Source organism: Cellulomonas sp. URHD0024, assembly GCF_000426185.1.
Lineage (GTDB): Bacteria > Actinomycetota > Actinomycetes > Actinomycetales > Cellulomonadaceae > Cellulomonas.
The window spans coordinates 77,896-94,340 of sequence record NZ_AUEW01000010.1 but is presented as its reverse complement, the minus strand read 5'-3'; the positions used below and the strand labels follow the sequence as shown (position 1 = coordinate 94,340).

14 protein-coding genes are annotated in these 16,445 nt (G+C 71.9%); 9 read left to right on the top strand and 5 right to left on the bottom strand.

The window, feature by feature from the left end; all coding sequences use genetic code 11:
* The first annotated feature begins 4 nt into the window (after positions 1-4).
* Together I847_RS0111840 and I847_RS0111835 are read left to right on the top strand one after the other, a co-directional pair.
* Complete coding sequence (locus tag I847_RS0111840) at positions 5-2,065, top strand: ATP-dependent DNA helicase (protein WP_028049851.1); 2,061 nt, start codon at positions 5-7, stop codon at positions 2,063-2,065.
* A 55-nt stretch (positions 2,066-2,120) separates the two neighbouring features.
* On the top strand, positions 2,121-3,119 hold the full coding sequence (locus I847_RS0111835; protein ID WP_051274833.1) for an L-lactate dehydrogenase: 999 nt from the start codon (positions 2,121-2,123) through the stop codon (positions 3,117-3,119).
* Between the two features lie 133 nt (positions 3,120-3,252).
* On the opposite strand, the gene I847_RS27120 is transcribed toward I847_RS0111835, so the two are convergent.
* Together I847_RS27120 and lexA are read right to left on the bottom strand one after the other, a co-directional pair.
* The gene (locus tag I847_RS27120) at positions 3,253-3,522 is read right to left on the bottom strand and encodes a Rho termination factor N-terminal domain-containing protein (protein WP_028049849.1); all 270 of its coding nucleotides are present in this window, start codon (positions 3,520-3,522) and stop codon (positions 3,253-3,255) included.
* A gap of 110 nt (positions 3,523-3,632) precedes the next feature.
* On the bottom strand, positions 3,633-4,346 hold the full coding sequence (gene lexA, locus I847_RS23450) for a transcriptional repressor LexA (RefSeq protein WP_034610123.1): 714 nt from the start codon (positions 4,344-4,346) through the stop codon (positions 3,633-3,635).
* 451 nt (positions 4,347-4,797) lie between these two features.
* Between lexA and I847_RS27115 the strand changes: the two genes are divergently transcribed.
* From I847_RS27115 to I847_RS23440, 3 genes are all read left to right on the top strand, one after another.
* Entirely contained in the window at positions 4,798-5,184 is a 387-nt protein-coding gene (locus I847_RS27115; RefSeq protein ID WP_051274832.1) for a LysM peptidoglycan-binding domain-containing protein, read from the top strand.
* Positions 5,185-5,521: 337 nt separating this feature from the next.
* Positions 5,522-6,040: a transcriptional regulator NrdR gene (nrdR, locus tag I847_RS0111810; protein ID WP_028049848.1), complete on the top strand. Its 519-nt coding sequence runs from the start codon at positions 5,522-5,524 to the stop codon at positions 6,038-6,040.
* A gap of 47 nt (positions 6,041-6,087) precedes the next feature.
* Positions 6,088-8,094, top strand: a complete 2,007-nt coding sequence (locus tag I847_RS23440; protein ID WP_051274831.1) for a S9 family peptidase — start codon at positions 6,088-6,090, stop codon at positions 8,092-8,094.
* Here the strand turns inward: I847_RS23440 and I847_RS0111800 are convergent.
* On the bottom strand, positions 8,060-9,064 hold the full coding sequence (locus tag I847_RS0111800; RefSeq protein WP_028049847.1) for an aldo/keto reductase: 1,005 nt from the start codon (positions 9,062-9,064) through the stop codon (positions 8,060-8,062). The two genes, I847_RS23440 and I847_RS0111800, sit on opposite strands and share 35 nt — an antisense overlap.
* Positions 9,065-9,186: 122 nt before the next feature.
* Between I847_RS0111800 and I847_RS0111795 the strand changes: the two genes are divergently transcribed.
* Complete coding sequence (locus I847_RS0111795; RefSeq protein ID WP_028049846.1) at positions 9,187-9,384, top strand: DUF5302 domain-containing protein; 198 nt, start codon at positions 9,187-9,189, stop codon at positions 9,382-9,384.
* A gap of 56 nt (positions 9,385-9,440) precedes the next feature.
* Here the strand turns inward: I847_RS0111795 and serA are convergent, their stop codons facing one another.
* Together serA and I847_RS0111785 are read right to left on the bottom strand one after the other, a co-directional pair.
* Entirely contained in the window at positions 9,441-10,640 is a 1,200-nt protein-coding gene (gene serA, locus I847_RS0111790; RefSeq protein ID WP_028049845.1) for a phosphoglycerate dehydrogenase, read from the bottom strand.
* Positions 10,641-10,709: 69 nt separating this feature from the next.
* A complete protein-coding gene (locus tag I847_RS0111785) occupies positions 10,710-12,938 on the bottom strand; it encodes an AAA family ATPase (RefSeq protein WP_231384201.1) in 2,229 nt (742 codons plus the stop codon).
* Positions 12,939-13,154: 216 nt separating this feature from the next.
* Between I847_RS0111785 and I847_RS23435 the strand changes: the two genes are divergently transcribed.
* The 3 genes from I847_RS23435 to I847_RS0111770 are packed head-to-tail and all read left to right on the top strand — an operon-like array spanning position 13,155 to position 16,368.
* Complete coding sequence (locus I847_RS23435) at positions 13,155-14,345, top strand: PP2C family protein-serine/threonine phosphatase (protein ID WP_051274830.1); 1,191 nt, start codon at positions 13,155-13,157, stop codon at positions 14,343-14,345.
* Positions 14,342-15,934 carry an ATP-binding protein gene (locus I847_RS23430; RefSeq protein WP_231384200.1) on the top strand — a complete coding sequence of 531 codons (1,593 nt, stop codon included), beginning with the start codon at positions 14,342-14,344 and terminating at the stop codon, positions 15,932-15,934. Before I847_RS23435 ends, I847_RS23430 begins: the two co-directional genes overlap by 4 nt.
* Positions 15,931-16,368 carry a response regulator gene (locus I847_RS0111770; RefSeq protein WP_028049843.1) on the top strand — a complete coding sequence of 146 codons (438 nt, stop codon included), beginning with the start codon at positions 15,931-15,933 and terminating at the stop codon, positions 16,366-16,368. The genes I847_RS23430 and I847_RS0111770 overlap by 4 nt, the downstream gene beginning before the upstream one ends.
* Positions 16,369-16,445: the final 77 nt, after the last annotated feature.

The following is a 16,445-nucleotide window of genomic DNA, read 5'->3' as shown; positions in this document are numbered from 1 at the left end:
CGCGGTGCCGGACACCGATCCCTCTGTCGAGGACCTCCTCGACGTCGCGGTCGGGGCGCTCGGCGGTGTGCGGCGCGACGGTCAGCACCAGATGGCGGTCGCCGTCGCGGAGACCATCGACAAGGGTGAGCACCTGCTGGTCCAGGCCGGCACAGGTACCGGCAAGTCGCTCGGCTACCTCGTCCCCGCCGTCCGGCATGCGGTCCTCGAGGACGAGCACGTGGTCATCTCCACCGCCACGCTCGCTCTCCAGCGGCAGATCATGACGCGCGACCTGCCGCTCGTCGCTAAGGCACTCGAACCGCACCTGCCACGGCCGGCGAGCATCGCTCTGCTCAAGGGGTGGCACAACTACGTCTGCGTCCACAAGGTGGCCGGGGGCTACCCGGAGGATGATCCACAGGCAGCCCTGTTCGAGCTCGGCGACCATGCGGGTGCCGTCGAGCACCCGGCCGCGGACGGCGCCGGCGAGAACCTCGGCGCCCAGGTGGTCCGGCTCCGGGAGTGGGCCGAGGAGACGACGACCGGAGACCGGGACGACCTCGTGCCCGGGGTCACGGACCGGGCCTGGCGCCAGGTGTCCGTGGCGTCCCTCGAGTGCCTCGGTACCAAGTGCCCCATGCTCACCGAGTGCTTCCCCGAGAAGGCGAAGGCGTCGTCGCGCGAGGCAGACGTCGTCGTCACGAACCACGCCATGCTCGGGATCGCGGCGTCCGGGTCCCCGAACGTGCTGCCCGAGCACCAGGTGCTCGTCGTCGACGAGGCGCACGAGCTGACCGACCGTGTGACGGCCCAGGCCACGTCCGAGCTGTCCGTCGCGGTCATCGAGCACGCCTCCCGACTGGCCCGACGGCACGGTGGGATCCCGACGACGGACCTGGACTCCGCCAGCCAGTCGTTGGCCGGGGTCCTGGTGGGCCTGCCCGAGGCGCGCTTCCGGGACGGTCTGCCGTCGGGGGCCCGGGACGCCGTGGCCGCCGTTCGCGACGCGACGCGCGCGCTGCTCAGCGTCCTGAAGCCGGAGGGCGGTGCGCAGCCGCAGGCCGATGCCGGTCGCAAGGTGGCACAGGCGACGATGCTGGCCCTGTTCGAGGTGGCCGACCGGATGGCCGCCGACCCGGACGACAACCGGCACACCGTCCTGTGGTGCGCCCGCTCCGAGGACCGCCGGGGGAACGTCTCGACCCGGTTGTTTGCCGCCCCGCTCGCGGTGAACGGCCTGATCAGGACGCATCTGCTCGGCGGTCGGTCCGGGGTGCTCACCTCGGCGACGCTCGAGCTGGGCGGCTCGTTCGACCCGATCGCTCGCGCGGTCGGTCTCGAGGTCCAGCCCGAAGCGGCTCCTGTGGGCCCCGGATCGCTCGATCAGGACACCCCGACGCCGCCGTCCTCGGTGCCCTGGCACGGGCTCGACGTCGGCAGCCCTTTCGACTACCCGAAGCAAGGGATCCTCTACCTCGCGCGGCACCTTCCGCCGCCCGGGAGGGAACCCGCCACGGAGGCCCAGCTCGACGAGATCGCCGAGCTGGTGACCGCGGCCGGTGGTCGAACCCTGGGCCTGTTCTCGTCGCGCCGTGCCGCGAACGCCGCCGCCGCCGCCATGCGCGAACGCCTCGACGTGCCGATCCTCGTCCAGGGCGACGACCAGCTGCCCACGCTCGTCTCACAGTTCATCGCCGACGAGTCGACCTGCCTGTTCGGGACCCTCTCGCTCTGGCAGGGTGTCGACGTGCCGGGCAGCACCTGCACCCTCGTGATCATCGACCGCATCCCGTTCCCGCGGCCCGACGACCCCGTGCAGTCGGCGCGCTCCGACGCCGTGGAGAAGGCCGGCGGGAACGGCTTCCTCGCCGTCTCCGCGACGCACGCCGCGCTGCTGCTCGCGCAGGGAGCCGGGCGGCTGATCCGCACCACGAGCGACCGCGGTGTCGTCGCGGTGCTCGACCCCCGGTTGTCCACGGCCCGCTACGCGCCGTTCCTCACGCGGAGCCTGCCGGACTTCTGGCGGACGACCGACCGCGCGACCGCGACCGCTGCTCTGCGGCGGCTCACGAGTTCGGGTTAGCCTCGAAGTCACCGCTTCGCGACCTCGCGATTCCCGACGACCAGAAGGGCCGTTCGTGACCGAGAGCCTGGACGTGGAAGATCTCGGCCTGCGGCCTTCCCGCTCCGCTCGAGGCACCAAGCTGGCGATCGTCGGCGCGGGTGCCGTCGGATCCACGATGGCGTACGCCGCCTTGCTGCGGGGAGCCGCCCGCACGGTCGCGCTGTACGACGTCAACGCGGCGAAGGTGCGGGCCGAGGTCCTGGATCTCGGGCACGGGATCCAGTTCATGCCGATGGCGCAGGTGATCGGATCCGACGACATCTCCGTGTGCGCCGACGCGGACGTGATCATGTTCACCGCGGGCGCCAAGCAGAAGCCTGGTCAGTCGCGGATCGCGCTGGCCGAGGCGACGATCAGCCTGGTCAGCAAGGTGCTGCCGAGGCTCGTGGAGGTCGCGCCGCACGCGGTGTACGTCATGGTGACCAACCCGGTCGACGTGGTGACGTACGCGGCGCTCCAGGTCTCGGGCCTCCCGCCGACGCAGCTGTTCGGGTCCGGCACGGTCCTCGACTCCTCACGGCTGCGCTACCTGATCTCCGCGCACACCGGCGTCGCCGTCCAGAACGTGCACGCCTACATCGCCGGAGAGCACGGGGACAGTGAGCTGCCGTTGTGGGGGTCGGCGAGCATCGGCTCGGTCCCGCTGCTCGAGTGGCAGGGGCACGACGGGCATGGCCCGCTGACAGCCGAGGTTCGCGACGCGATCGCCCGGGAGGTCGTCGAGTCGGCGTACCGGATCATCGAGGGCAAGGGTGCGACGAACTACGCCGTCGCCCTCGCCGGCTCGCGGATCATCGAGGCGATCCTCAAGGACGAAGGCCGGGTGCTACCTGTCTCGTCGTTGCTCACCGACTACTACGGGATCAGCGACGTCTGCCTGTCCGTACCCGCGATCGTCGGAGCCGACGGCGTCGGGGAGCGGCTCGCGGTCCCGCTCTCCGACGACGAGCTCGCCGGGCTCCGCCGGTCGGCCGACGCCGTGCGTGACGTCGCGCGGACGTTCGGCTTCTAGACGAGATCCCCGGACAGCATGCTCGGGTTGGCCGACGCAGGCACCTGACGGTCCTCGGCCGTCTGCGCCGAGACCGGTCGAGCGGTGAGCTGCGAGGTCGTGGGTGGTGCACCCTTCGGGCGGCGACCTCGTGTCATCGGTTCCGCAACGCCGCGACGAGCTCGTCCTTGCGCATCGTCGAGTGGCCGACGATGTCGAGCTCCGCCGCCCGGTGGCGCAGCTCGTCGACAGACCACTCCTCGTACTCGCCAGGCCGGGCGCTCTTCGGGACGGCCGCCGAGCGAGACGCCGCGTCCGACGCGTCGGCGGCTGGGGTGACCTGCCCCTCACTCCCGCCGACGGCCCCGAGCGCCTCGCCGATGGCTGCACCCGTGATGCGAGGGTCGCGGATCCGTCCGGGCATCACTGGCTCCTTCGGCTCGGCGTCTGGGTCGGTCCAGGGTGGACCGCCGACCGGCGCCGTGCATCCTGACAGGCCGGGTGCGCCCGGTACGCCGCGCACCCGGCGAGCGGTCAGAGACTGCGCAGCACGCTCACGACCCGACCAAGGATCGTCGACTCGTCGCCTGGGATCGGCTGGTACGCAGGGTTGTGCGGCAGGAGCCAGACGTGACCGTCGATGCGCTTGAGCGTCTTGACCGTTGCTTCGCCGTCGATCATCGCGGCGACGATCTCGCCCTGCTCGGCGACCGGCTGGCGCCGGACGACCACCCAGTCGCCGTCGCAGATCGCCGCGTCGATCATCGAGTCGCCGACGACCTTCAGCAGGAACAGGTCCCCGTCCCCGACGAGCTGGCGGGGGAGCGGGAAGACGTCCTCCACGACCTGGTCGGCGAGGATCGGGCCGCCGGCGGCGATACGGCCCACCACCGGGACGTAGGACGGTGCAGGCATCCGTTCGCCCTCGCCGTGGTCGGGGAACGCCTCACGGCTACCGTCCGGTGCCGTCCACGTGCCCACGCCCCGGGAGTCGTCGGCGTGCACGACCTCGATCGCGCGCGGCCGGTTGGGATCCCGACGGAGGTAGCCCTTGCGCTCGAGCGCCGTCAGCTGGTGCTTGACGCTCGAGGGGCTCGTGAGACCGACGGCCTCGCCGATCTCACGCATGCTCGGGGGGTAGCCGCGGGACTCGACCGACAACCGGATGGTGTCGAGGACCAGTCGCTGACGCGCCGTGAGGCCGTCCGGCCCCGGCGCGCCGTCCGGGAGTGCGTGGATCGTCGCCAGGTCGGCACCGTCCTGCGCCTTCGGGCCGGCCTGGCCGGAAGCGTCCGGCTGGTTGCGCTGGTCCGGCTTGTCGGGCTGGGACGTGTCCGGTGAGTCCGTCACTGCGCTCCTCCTGTGTCGGGCGGCTGCGAGCTCCGCCGGTCCTGTCGTCGTCGTGCCGCACTGGTCCTGGCCTGCGGTGACGCGTGCCGTCAACAGCTGCCGGGCGGTCATGTCAGTGGCTCGTGGTGCTCTTTACCTGCATCGCCACCCTAGGGAACTCGAGCCGGAAGATCAAACATCTGTTCGATCGTGTCTCGACAAGTGTCGGTCGGTGCTGATAGACATCGTACAGACGTACGACGAACGCATGTTCGACCGGCTCCGGCCGGTGCGAGACCGAGGGCTTCGCACGAAGTCCCCACGACGAAGTCCCCGGCATCCACCGGGCCGAGCGAGGACGAGGGACATCATGACCACGATGGCGATGGCACCGACGCTGCCGAAGGTGACGTCCTCGACCGGGCGTCCCGCGACCCGTTCGTCCCGTACCGACGTTCCCCGCCTGTCCGACCTGTCCCTGACTGGGCGGGGTCGCTTGGTGCTCTGGTTCCTTGCGTTGGTGCTGGTCGCGGGTGCGGTCCTGGGTGCCGGCCGTGCCGCCGCGGACAGCCCGCTGCCGGCGCAGCAGGTCGAGCAGCACGTCGTGCAGAAGGGCGAGACGATGTGGCAGATCGCGAGCACCATCGCTGATCCCGGGCAGGACGTGCGCGACGTCGTCGTCGAGCTGGTCCGCCTGAACGAGCTGCCCGGCTCCGGCCTGATGGCTGGTCAGGTGATCGTCGTTCCGCGTGTCTGATTCGGGGGCCACGCGGGTCGTGGGCACTGGCGGATGTGGTTCCTGCGCCTGCGAGTGGTTGTGGGGTCAATCCGCATGCAGCTGCGGGCGGTCCGGTCGGCCTCGGGCCGCGGCCGTGGTGCCGTGCCGGCTGTGGTGCCGTGGCGCGGCGCGATGAGGGTCGAGTGTCACCGAGGGCCGTGCGTCACGCGGATGAGCGTGGCGCTGTGTCCTGTGCGAGTGCGGGAGCCGAGGCGAGGCGGGGCGCCTTGCGACGGCGCAGCCGCTGGCCTACCGTCACGGAGGCGTTGCTGACGCCGCGCCGGTTGCCCGGTGCCACGCACTCGAAGGGGATCCGGTGCACTGTCCGTTCTGCCGCAACCCGGACTCGCGGGTCGTCGACTCGCGGACGTCGGACGACGGTTCGACCATCCGTCGCAGGCGCCAGTGCCCGAGCTGCAACCGCCGCTTCACCACCGTCGAGACCGCGAGCCTGTCCGTGGTCAAGCGGTCGGGCGCGACCGAGCCGTTCAGCCGGGAGAAGATCGCCGGCGGCGTGCGCAAGGCGTGCCAGGGGCGCCCGGTGAGCGAGGACGACCTCGCCCTGCTCGCCCAGAAGGTCGAGGAGACGCTGCGCGGCGCAGGGTCGGCGGAGATCGACGCCTACGAGATCGGCCTGGCGATCCTGGGTCCGCTCCGTGAGCTCGACGAGGTCGCCTACCTGCGTTTCGCGTCGGTCTATCAGGCGTTCGACTCGCTGGAAGACTTCGAGGCCGCGATCACGGTGCTGCGCGCGGAGCACGAGGCCGAGATCGACACCGACGGCGACGTCGTCGCAGAGGACGGACCACAGGCCGGGTCGACGGTTCGGGACTGACGGGCTTCGTCGCGACGTCAGTGGGCGCAGCGGAATAGGTTCGTCTGGTGCTGCCTACCGACATCGAGTTCCTGCGAGTTCCGGGTCCGCCGGCGGTCGGCCCGGACGGCACGCGTGCTGTCGTGTCGGTCGTCCGCCCGCGCCTCTCGGACGACGAGTACACGGGTGGTCTGTGGACCGTCCCGCTCGGCGACGAGACGGCCGGTCCGCGCAGGCTGACCCGGGGCCACCGGGACACCTCACCCGACGTCTCGGCTGACGGTCGCTGGGTCGCCTTCCTGCGCGCGGAGCCGCAGGGCAAGCCCCAGGTGCACGTCGTCGAGGCCACGGGTGGTGAGCCGGTTCGGCTCACCGATGTCCCGCTCGGGGCGTCGTCACCGCGCTTCTCCCCGGACGGCTCACGGATCGCCTACCTGGCCCGCGTGCCGGAAGCCGGTCGGTACGAGCCCGACGGGCGCCCGGGCGCCGAGCCGCCGCGGCTGGTCACCGAGCTGAGGTACCGCGCCGACGGGGTCGGCTTCGTGCGCGACCGACCGCAGCACCTGTTCGTCGTCGAGTGGTCCGCCGGCGAGCACGAGAACGCCGACGAGCTTCCCCACCCGCTCGCGCTGACCAGCGGGGACGTCGGGGTCGGTGGTGCGCGCTGGCTGCCGTCGGGTGACGGTCTCGTCGCGACCAGTGCTCGCCACCGAGACCGGGAGACCGATCTGCGGCAGGACGCTGTGCTGATCGACGCCCACCCCGTGGGAGCTCCGCGGCCGCCCGCCCCGCTCACGGATGCCGACGCCGGAAGCACCCTCGATGTCGAGGCGGTCCTGCCGTCCGCCGACGGCCCGTGGGTGTGGCTGCTCGCGAGCGACCTGGGACCGACGGGCCGGGACTTCGTCGCTGCGCAGGTCGGGCTGTTCCGGGTGGCGCTCGGGGACCCGTCGGCGACCCCCGTCCGCCTGACGGACCCGGAGAGCGTCGACCTGCTGACCAGCGTCCTCGTGGAGCACGAGGGCAGTGCGCTGGTGGCAGGTGAGGGGCGCGGGGCCGTCAGCCTCCTGCGGGTGGGAACCGACGGTTCTCTGCGGACGCTGGTCGACAGCACTGCCGTCGTGTCGGGGGCTGCTGCGGGCGGCGGCCGGATCGTGGTCACGGCGTCGACGCCGACGTCCACGGGCGACGTGTTCGTCGTCGATGCAGGCGGTGGTGCGACCGCGCTGACGGACCTGTCGGCGGAGCTGCACGCCACGGGGCACGTGCGTCTGCCGGTGGAGATCACGACCCGGTCGTCCGACGGGTACCCGGTGCACGGATGGGTGCTCCGCCCGGACGGCGCCGGACCGCACCCCACGATCGTGATGATCCACGGGGGCCCGTTCTCGCAGTACACGCACGGGCTCTTCGACGAGGTCCAGGTGCTCGCGCAGGCGGGCTACGCGGTCGTGTACGGCAACCCCCGCGGTTCGTCAGGCTACGGCGCCGAGCACGGTCGGGCGCTGCGGGGCGCCTTCGGCACGGTGGACACCGAGGACGTGCTCGCGCTGCTCGGCCGGGCGCTGGAGGACCCCGACCTCGACGGTGGCCGGGTCGGCGTGATGGGCGGCTCGTACGGTGGCTACCTGACGGCGTGGCTGACCACCCGGACGGACCGGTTCGCGGCGGCGATCGTCGAGCGAGGTTTCCTCGACCCGGTCAGCTTCGTCGGATCGAGCGACATCGGCTGGTTCTTCGGCCTGGACTACCTCGGCGACGCAGCAGACGAGGTCGGTGCGGCCGCGGTCGCCGCCCAGTCGCCGATGGCCCACGTGGGCTCCGTCCGGACGCCGACGCTGGTGATCCACTCCGAGCAGGACTGGCGGTGCCCTGTGGAGCAGGGCCAGCGCTGGTTCGTGGAGCTCAAGCGTCGTGGCGTCGAGGCCGAGCTGCTGCTGTTCCCGGGCGAGGGCCACGAGCTCAGCCGCTCAGGCACGCCGAAACATCGCCAGCAGCGGTTCGAGCACATCCTGCACTGGTGGGAGCGCCACCTGCCGGTCACAGATCGCTCGACCTCGACCCCCACAGGTTGATCCCGGCATCGACGGCATGTGGCTCGATCGCTGCGAGCTCGTCGTCCTCGAGGGGCGGGCCCATGGTGCACGCGAGGTTGTCGTCGAGCTGGTCGGTGGTTCGTGCGCCGACGAGAACCGAGGTGACCCGCGGGTCGCGCAGCACCCAGGCCAGCGCCAGCTGCGGCAGCGTGCGTCCACCCGCCCCGGCGATCGCGTCGAGCGCGCGCACGTGGTCGAGGACCTCGCCGGTGAGCCACTCCGGGCGGAGCGGTCCGCCACGGGCGACGCGTGAGTCGGCCGGGATCCCGCGCAGGTACCGGGTGGTCAGGACCCCTTGGCCGAGTGGGGAGAACGCGACGACGGCCATCCCGGCCGCCGAGGCGACGTCGAGCAGGGAGCGACCATCGGCGCCGGGTCGCTCGACCCAGCGGTTGAGCATCGAGTAGGCGGGCTGGTGCACCGCCAGTGACAGCCCGATGGACTGTGCCACCTCGAGCGCCGCGACGGTGCGGTCGGCCGAGTACGACGAGATCCCCGCGTACAGCGCCTTGCCGGACCGCACCGCGGACTGCAGGGCGCCCAGCGTCTCCTCGAGCGGGGTGTGCGGGTCGAACCGGTGGCTGTAGAAGACGTCGACCCGGTCGGTCCCGAGCCGCCGCAGCGACTCGTCGAGGGAGGCCAGCACGTACTTGCGGGACCCGTGCTCGCCGTAGGGTCCTGGCCACGCGCGGTAGCCGGCCTTCGTCGTGATGACGAGCTCGTCCCGGCGCAGGTCGGTGGCCAGCAGACGGCCCACCGACGACTCGGCGGCGAACGGCGGGGGGCCGTAGTTGTTCGCGAGATCCAGGTGCACGACACCTCGGTCGACGGCGTGCAGGACGAGTCGACGCTGGTCGGCGAACGGTGTCGCGGAGCCGAAGTTCTGCCACAGGCCGAGCGAGACGACAGGCAGCGAGAGCCCTCCGGAACGGCGGTGCGGCAGGTCCACCCGGGCGACGCTACCTGCCGGGGATGAGAAGGGGTGGCGTCATCGGCCGGCTTCAGGGACGCTGGCGGGGGAGAGGCGCAGACGCCACACCGCAGACGTACACCGCACAGGAGGAAACGCCCATGGCGAAGAACGACGAGAAGACGACCACGGCAGCGGTGAGCGAGGACGCGAAGGCGAAGTACCGCGAGGCGCTCGAGCGTAAGAAGACGAACCAGCACCGGACGTCGGACGGGTCCTCGAACACGGGCCAGGTCCACGGTTCGGAGACCGCAGGTCCCACGCAGCGCCGGTTCCAGCGCAAGTCGGGCTCCGCCTGACGAAGACGACGACGAGGGGCCCGACCGTCGAACGGTCGGGCCCCTCGTCGTTCAGGTCAGGACAGCTGGCGCAGGCGGACCGACTCCGGCCGCGAGGTGAGCGCGTCGACGACGACCGGGTCGATCGGCGCTCCGGCGTCGGTGACGACGTAGCCGAGCTCACCGGACGTGGTGAGCAGCTGGCCCTCGATGTTCACGCCGTGCTCGGCGAGCGTGGCGTTGACGGCGGCGAGCACACCCGGCACGTTGCGGTGCAGGTACGCGAGCCGGTGCACGCCGGGCTTCTGCTCGAGAGCGAGGTTGGGCACGTTGACGCTCAGCGTCGTCGAGCCGGTGTTCATGTAGTCGCGAAGCTTCGCCGAGACGAACTGCCCGATCGCCTCCTGGGCCTCCTCGGTCGATCCGCCCGTGTGCGGCGTGAGGATGACGTTCGGTAGGCCGCGCAGCTCGGAGTCGAACGGGTCGCCCTTGCGCTTGGGCTCGACGGGGAACACGTCGACCGCCGCACCGCTGACGTGGCCCGACACGACCGCGTCGCGCAGCGCGGCGTAGTCGACGACGAACCCGCGTGACAGGTTCAGGAAGACCGCGCCCGGCCGCATCTGAGCGAACTGCTTGGCTCCGAACAACCCCGCGTTCCCGCTGCGACCGTCGACGTGCAGAGTCACGATGTCCGCGGTCGCCAGGAGCTCGTCGAGGGTGTCCATGCGGCGAGCGTTGCCGAGCGCGAGCTTCTCGGCGGTGTCGTAGAACACGACCGACAGACCGAGGTTCTCGGCGAGCACCGAGAGCTGCGTGCCGATGTTGCCGTAGCCGATGATGCCGAGCGTCCGGCCGCGGATCTCGTGCGCGCCGGTCGCGGACTTGTTCCAGACGCCGTCGTGCATCGCCTTGTCGAACTCGGTCAGGCGCCGCGTCAGCGCGATCATCTGGGCCAACGCGATCTCGACGACCGACCTCGTGTTGGAGAAGGGCGCGTTGAACGTCGCGACGCCGCGGGCGGCGGCGTCGGCGAGGTCGATCTGGTTGGTGCCGATGCAGTAGGCGCCGATCGCGACCAGGTCGGGGGCGTTGGCCAGCACCTCGGCCGTGACGTGGGTCTTGGACCGGATACCGAGCACCTGCACGCCCTCGAGGGCGTCGATGAGCTCGGACTCGTCGAGCGCGCCCGTCCGGGTGGTCACGTCGTAGCCGGCGGCCTCGAGGATCGAGACGGCCTGAGGGTGCAGATTTTCGAGCAGGAGGGCTTTGGGCACGGGCCTATGGTGCGCCTGGTCGGGGCCCGGGCCTAGCGACGGTCCGCCCAGCGGACAGTCGGCGGCAGCTCACCAACCCTGCGGCAGGGGACGGTCGTGGACGACCTGCAGCGTCCGGGTCGGGCGCGTCATGGCGACGTAGAGGTCACCGGCGCTGGCGGCGAGCACCTCGGCAGGCTCCACGAGGACGACGACATCGAACTCCAACCCCTTGGCCTCGCGGGGGGTGAGCACGACCAGCTGCGCGTCCAGGTCAGCCGCGCTCGCGCCAGTCCCGACGGCCGCACGCAGCCCGGCGCCGGCGAGCGCGTCGGTGATCTCGGCGAGCCGGGCGTCGACCGCGATGACGGCGAGGCGCCCTGCGCCCGTCTCGTCGGTGATCTCGGCACTGAGCTTCTCGGCCCGACGGGCGACCGTCTCCGCGAACGCGTCGGCCGGGACGCGCTCGACGATCAACGAGTCGGGCACGTCGCGTGCCGACGTCAGCGGGCTGACCGGGAGCCGAGCGGCGACGGCGACCCGACGGGCCGTGTCGGCGACCGCCGCGGGTGTCCGGTAGTTGACGGTGAGCTCGTTGAGTCGCCACGACGAGCGCAGGACGGGGTCCAGCTGGCTCGCCCAGGAGCGCGCACCGGCGGCGGCGGTCGTCTGGGCGACGTCGCCGACGATCGTCAGGGACCGCGTCGGCACCCGGCGCAGGAGGCACCGCCACGCCATCGCCGACAGCTCCTGCGCCTCGTCCACCACCACGTGGCCGTACGTCCACGAGCGGTCCGCTGCGGCACGCTCCGCCGTCGTGAGGGTCGGACCTGTCGTCGCGAAGCGGTCAGCCAGCATCTCGGCCGAGACCATCCCGCCGGCGCCCGTCGACTCGAGCACCTGTCGGGCGTACGCCACCTCCGACGTGCGCCGCTCTGCCGCGGCGCGAGCCTCCGCCCGCGCCGCCTGGTCGTCCTCGCCGAGCAGCTCGGCGGCCTCGTCGAGAAGGGGGACGTCCGCCGGCGTCCAGGGAGCGTCGGGGGCACGCAGCAGCATCGCGCGCTGCTGCGAGGCCATGCCAGGTGCGGCTGACGCCAGCCGCGCGGGCTTGCTGAACAGGTCGGAGAGCAGCTTCTGCGGCGTGATGGGCATCCACGCGAGGTTCAGTGCGATGCGCACCTCGCGGTTGGTGCGGATCTCCTCGATGATCTCGCCGCGCTCGTCGGGCGGGACGTCCTGGCCGAGCGACGTCACGTACTGGTCCGCGAGCCGGCCGAGCATGTCGCGCACGAACGCGATGCGGGCCTGGTTGTGCGGACGGTGGTTGCGGCGGGCGCGGGCGATGGCCGAGGCGATGTCGCCCGGCCGGATGACCAGGTCGTGGCCCTCGACGCGCACGTGCACGGGCTGGGCGGGTACCCGCTCGCGGTCCCGGACCGCCCGGGCGATGACGTCGGCCCACAGCGCGCGGCCCTTGAGCTCGGCGAGCCGCTCGTCCTCGGTCGCCGTGGCGACGATGCCGGGGTAGAGCTCCGAGACGGTCGTCGTGACCACACCGGTCTCGCCGAGCGAGGGGAGCACCTGGTCGATGTACCGCAGGAACGTGCGGCTGGGACCGACGAGGAGAACGCCAGAGCGTTCGAGCAGCCGGCGGTGCGCATAGAGCAGGTAGGCGGCGCGATGCAGCGCGACAGCGGTCTTGCCGGTACCCGGACCGCCCTGCACGACGAGCGCGCCGTTCAGCTCGGACCTGATGATCGCGTCCTGCTCACCCTGGATCGTCGCGACGATGTCGCCCATCCGACCCGTGCGCCCCGCGGCGAGACCCGCGAGGAGAGCGCCCTCGCCGGACAGCCCGGACAGGCGGGCCTCGGAGTCGCCCAGCCGCTCCAGGTCGAGCACCTCGTCCTCGACGCTGGTGACGGTCCGCCCCCGCGTGACGACGTGCCGGCGCTGGACGACGCCGTCCGGGTTCTTGGCGGTCGCGCGGTAGAACGGCTGCGCGGCCGGCGCCCGCCAGTCCGTCAGCAGCTGGCTCTGCTCCGCATCCGTCAGTCCGATACGGCCGATGTAGCGGCGGGTGTCGTCGGCGAGGTCGAGGCGGCCGAACACGAGCCGCTCCTCGACCGCTTCGAGCTGGGCGATCCGGTCCTCGTACAACGTGGCGAACGCATCGCGCTCGCTGCGGTTCTGCGGGGAGCCGGACGGACCCTCGCGACGGACCTCGGCCAGCCGCGCACGCGTCTGCGCCCGCAGGTCGTCGAGCCGCCCGTAGAGCTGGTCGACGACCAGCTGCTCGCCGGCCAGCTCGTTGTCCATGCCTGCCACGTGGGCGTTCTCCGTTCCGCCGGGTCGACCGGCCGTGCGTCCAGCGCCCGTCGGCGCGTCGGGGGACGCGCGGCGCACAGAGCGGCCGTCCATTATCCGCCGATCGTGGGGTTCTGGCACGCACCCGTCCGGGTGGAGGGCCGTCCGCCGTCAGGCGGTCGCGTGCGGGTCCCCCTATCCTGCGGGGAGCCACGAGAGGAGGTACCGGTGACCGACGTCCGCGCCGACGCGCGACGAGCCAGCGCGAGCAACCCCACGGAGGACAGGGACGCCCCGCTCCGGCTGCTCCTCGTCGAGGACGACGCGGGCGACGCGTTGCTGGTAGAGGAGCTTCTCCAGGATGCCCACCTCGAGGTGGAGCTCAGCTGGGCGCGCACGCTCGACGAGGCGCTCGACGGCCTCGACGTCGACCTGGTGCTGCTCGACCTGGGCCTGCCCGACGCGGTCGGCATCGCCGCGCTCGAGAGGCTGCTCGGCGCCGGCGCACCCGGGGTCGTCGTGCTGACCGGGCTGGCCGGCACCGACCTCGGTCTGGAAGCGGTCGCCGCCGGCGCGCAGGACTACCTCGTCAAGGGGGAGGTGGATGCCGAGCTCCTCGCCCGGTCGGTGCGGTACGCGATCCAGCGCCGTCACCTCGAGGACGCCGACCGCGCGCTCTACCGCAGTCTCGTGCGGGCCGAGGAGGTCAACCGTCTCGAGCACGCGCTCCTGCCCACGCCCGCCATCCTCGACGAGCACCTCGAGGTCCAGGTCGGCTACCGGGCCGGCCGCGACGGCGTCCTCGGGGGCGACTTCTACGACGTCTTCGAGCGGCCCGACGGGACGGTCCTCGCGCTCATCGGCGACGTGTGCGGGCACGGCCCCGACGAGGCGGCGCTGGGGGCGACGTTGCGGACCGCGTGGCGCACCCTGGTCCTCGCCGACATCCCCGCCGACGGCATCCTCGAGCTGCTCGAGCGTGTGCTCATCTCGGAGCGTGCGCGGCCGGAGATCTTCACGACCGTCGCCATGGTCTGCGTGCCGCCTGACCGGGCGTCCGTCGACCTGTACCTGGCCGGCCACCCTGCGCCGTTCCTGCTCGGTCCTCCCTCGACCCTCCTGCCCACCCACGCCCGGGGTCGCGCGCTCGGCATCCCGGTGAGCGGGTCATGGGCACCCATGAGACTCGACCTCGCCGGGTCCTGGCGCATCCTGCTCTACACGGACGGCGTCCTGGAGGCCACCGTCGGTGGTGGTCGGGAGCGGGTGGGCAAGGCGGGCTTCCTGTCGGTCGTCGACGACGCGCTCGGCGTCGGCCACACCGACCTGGTCGCCCGGACCCTGCACGCCGTCCGGGCGCTGCACGGCGGCGACCTCGTCGACGACGCGGCGCTGGTCGTCCTGGGGTGGGGCGCGTGAGCGCTGCCCCACCGGCGCGCGCCCGGCGGTCCTCGACGACCCTGCGCCGCCGGCTCCGGGGGTGGCTGATCGCGGCCGGCGCCGTGCTGGCGATCGTGGCGATCGGCACCGCCCTGGTGCTCGACCGGCTCGTGGACCGGCAGGACGAGGTCACCCAGACGTTGTTCCTCGCGATCTCCCGGGCGGACGGCGCATACATCCAGCTCGTCGACTCCGAGACGGCTGTCCGCGGTTTCGCGCTCACCGGTGACCCCGTCACGCTGGGGCCGTACGAGCGCTCCACGTCCGACGACCTCTCCTACCGCACCCTCGCCGAGGAGGCGGCGGCCAACGGCAGCGACCAGGCGGTCGTCGCCGCAGCCCAGGCCGTCGCCGAAGCGGGCCAGAAGTGGAACGAGCAGTTCGCCGCACCTGTGATCGCGCAGGTGCGCGCCGGCGGGCCGGCCGAGGTCGCCCCCGCCCAGGTCGAGGAAGGGCGGATCCTGTTCGACCAGGCCCGCCAGGCCGCGACGGCGTATGCGGACCTGCTCAAGGAGCGCCGCGCCGGTACGCTCGCCGAGCTGCAGAGGTGGACCTGGGTCGCCGGTGCGACGGTCGGGCTCCTGGTGCTGGCCGCCGTCGCCCTCGGCATCGCGCTGTGGGTGACCCTCCGGCGGTGGATCCTCGAGCCTCTCGACGACCTCGCGTCCGACGCCCGTGCGGTGTCGTCGGGCGACCTCGGGCACGCCGTCGAGGTGACGGGCCCTGGTGAGATCACGGACCTGGCCGCCGACGTCGAGCGGATGCGGGTAGCGCTCGTCGCGCAGGTCCAGGTGCTCGAGTCGTCCCGCGCGGAGATCGAGAGCGCGCACGCACGTCTGACGGAGCAGGCCGAGGAGCTCCGCCGCTCGAACCGGGACCTGGAGCAGTTCGCCTACGTCGCGTCGCACGACCTTCAGGAGCCGTTGCGCAAGGTCGCCAGCTTCACGCAGCTCCTGCAGAAGCGGTACGGCGAGCAGCTGGACGAACGCGCGGACCAGTACATCGAGTTCGCCGTCGACGGAGCCAAGCGCATGCAGCAGCTCATCCAGGACCTGCTGGGGTTCTCGCGAGTCGGCCGCCTCGGTGTCGAGATGTCCGACGTCGACCTCGGTGACGCGTTGAAGCGCGCCCTCGAGCATCTCGACGAGTCCGTCACCGAGTCGGGCGCGGTCGTGACCCACGACCCTCTGCCGGTGGTGCGGGGAGAGGCACCGTTGCTGGTGCAGCTGCTCCAGAACCTCGTCGGGAACTCCCTGAAGTTCCGGGCGCCGGAGCGCCCGCCGAGGGTCCACATCGGTGCACGTCGCGTGGGAGACTACTGGGAGCTCGAGTGCCGGGACAACGGCATCGGGATCGACGACCAGTACGCGGAGCGGGTCTTCGTCATCTTCCAGCGGCTGCACCCGAAAGACGTGTACGCGGGCACGGGAATCGGCCTCGCGCTCTGCAAGAGGATCGTCGAGTTCCACGGTGGACAGATCGGCATCGACACCTCGGGCACCGAGGGAACCTGCATTCGGTGGACCCTGCCGGCCGCCCCCGAACCGACTGAGAGCGAGCACGCATGAACGACACGAAGGTCATCGACGTCCTGCTGGTCGAGGACGACCCGGGCGACGTGCTGATGACCCGTGAGGCGTTCGCCGACAACAAGGTGCGCAACCGGCTCTCCGTCGTCGCCGACGGTGCCGCGGCACTCGACTTCCTGCGCAAGACGGGCGAGCACGCGGAGGCTCCGACCCCCGACCTGATCCTGCTGGACCTGAACCTGCCGAAGATGGACGGCCGGGAGGTCCTCGAGGCGATCAAGTCGGACGCGACGCTGCGCCACATCCCCGTCGTGGTCCTGACGACGTCCGAGGCGGAGGAGGACGTGGTCCGCAGCTATGCGCTCCACGCCAACGCCTACGTGACGAAGCCGGTCGACTTCGACCGGTTCATCGAGGTCGTCCGGCACATCGACGAGTTCTTCGTCGAGGTCGTCCGACTCCCGGGTCGCTGAGCCCCCGCGCCCGGCACAGGTCCCGGAACAAGTCTCAGCGACGCGGCGTTGAGCCGGAACGGCAGGGGTTGCGCGCC

What these genes read in the sequence shown, in the direction of transcription:
- I847_RS27120 (WP_028049849.1), bottom strand. Translation starts at nt 3,522, where the DNA reads ATGCCCGGACGGATCCGCGACCCTCGCATCACGGGTGCAGCCATCGGC.
- I847_RS27115 (WP_051274832.1), top strand. Translation starts at nt 4,798, where the DNA reads ATGACCACGATGGCGATGGCACCGACGCTGCCGAAGGTGACGTCCTCG.
- I847_RS0111795 (WP_028049846.1), top strand. Translation starts at nt 9,187, where the DNA reads ATGGCGAAGAACGACGAGAAGACGACCACGGCAGCGGTGAGCGAGGAC.
- I847_RS0111785 (WP_231384201.1), bottom strand. Translation starts at nt 12,938, where the DNA reads ATGGACAACGAGCTGGCCGGCGAGCAGCTGGTCGTCGACCAGCTCTAC.
- I847_RS0111770 (WP_028049843.1), top strand. Translation starts at nt 15,931, where the DNA reads ATGAACGACACGAAGGTCATCGACGTCCTGCTGGTCGAGGACGACCCG.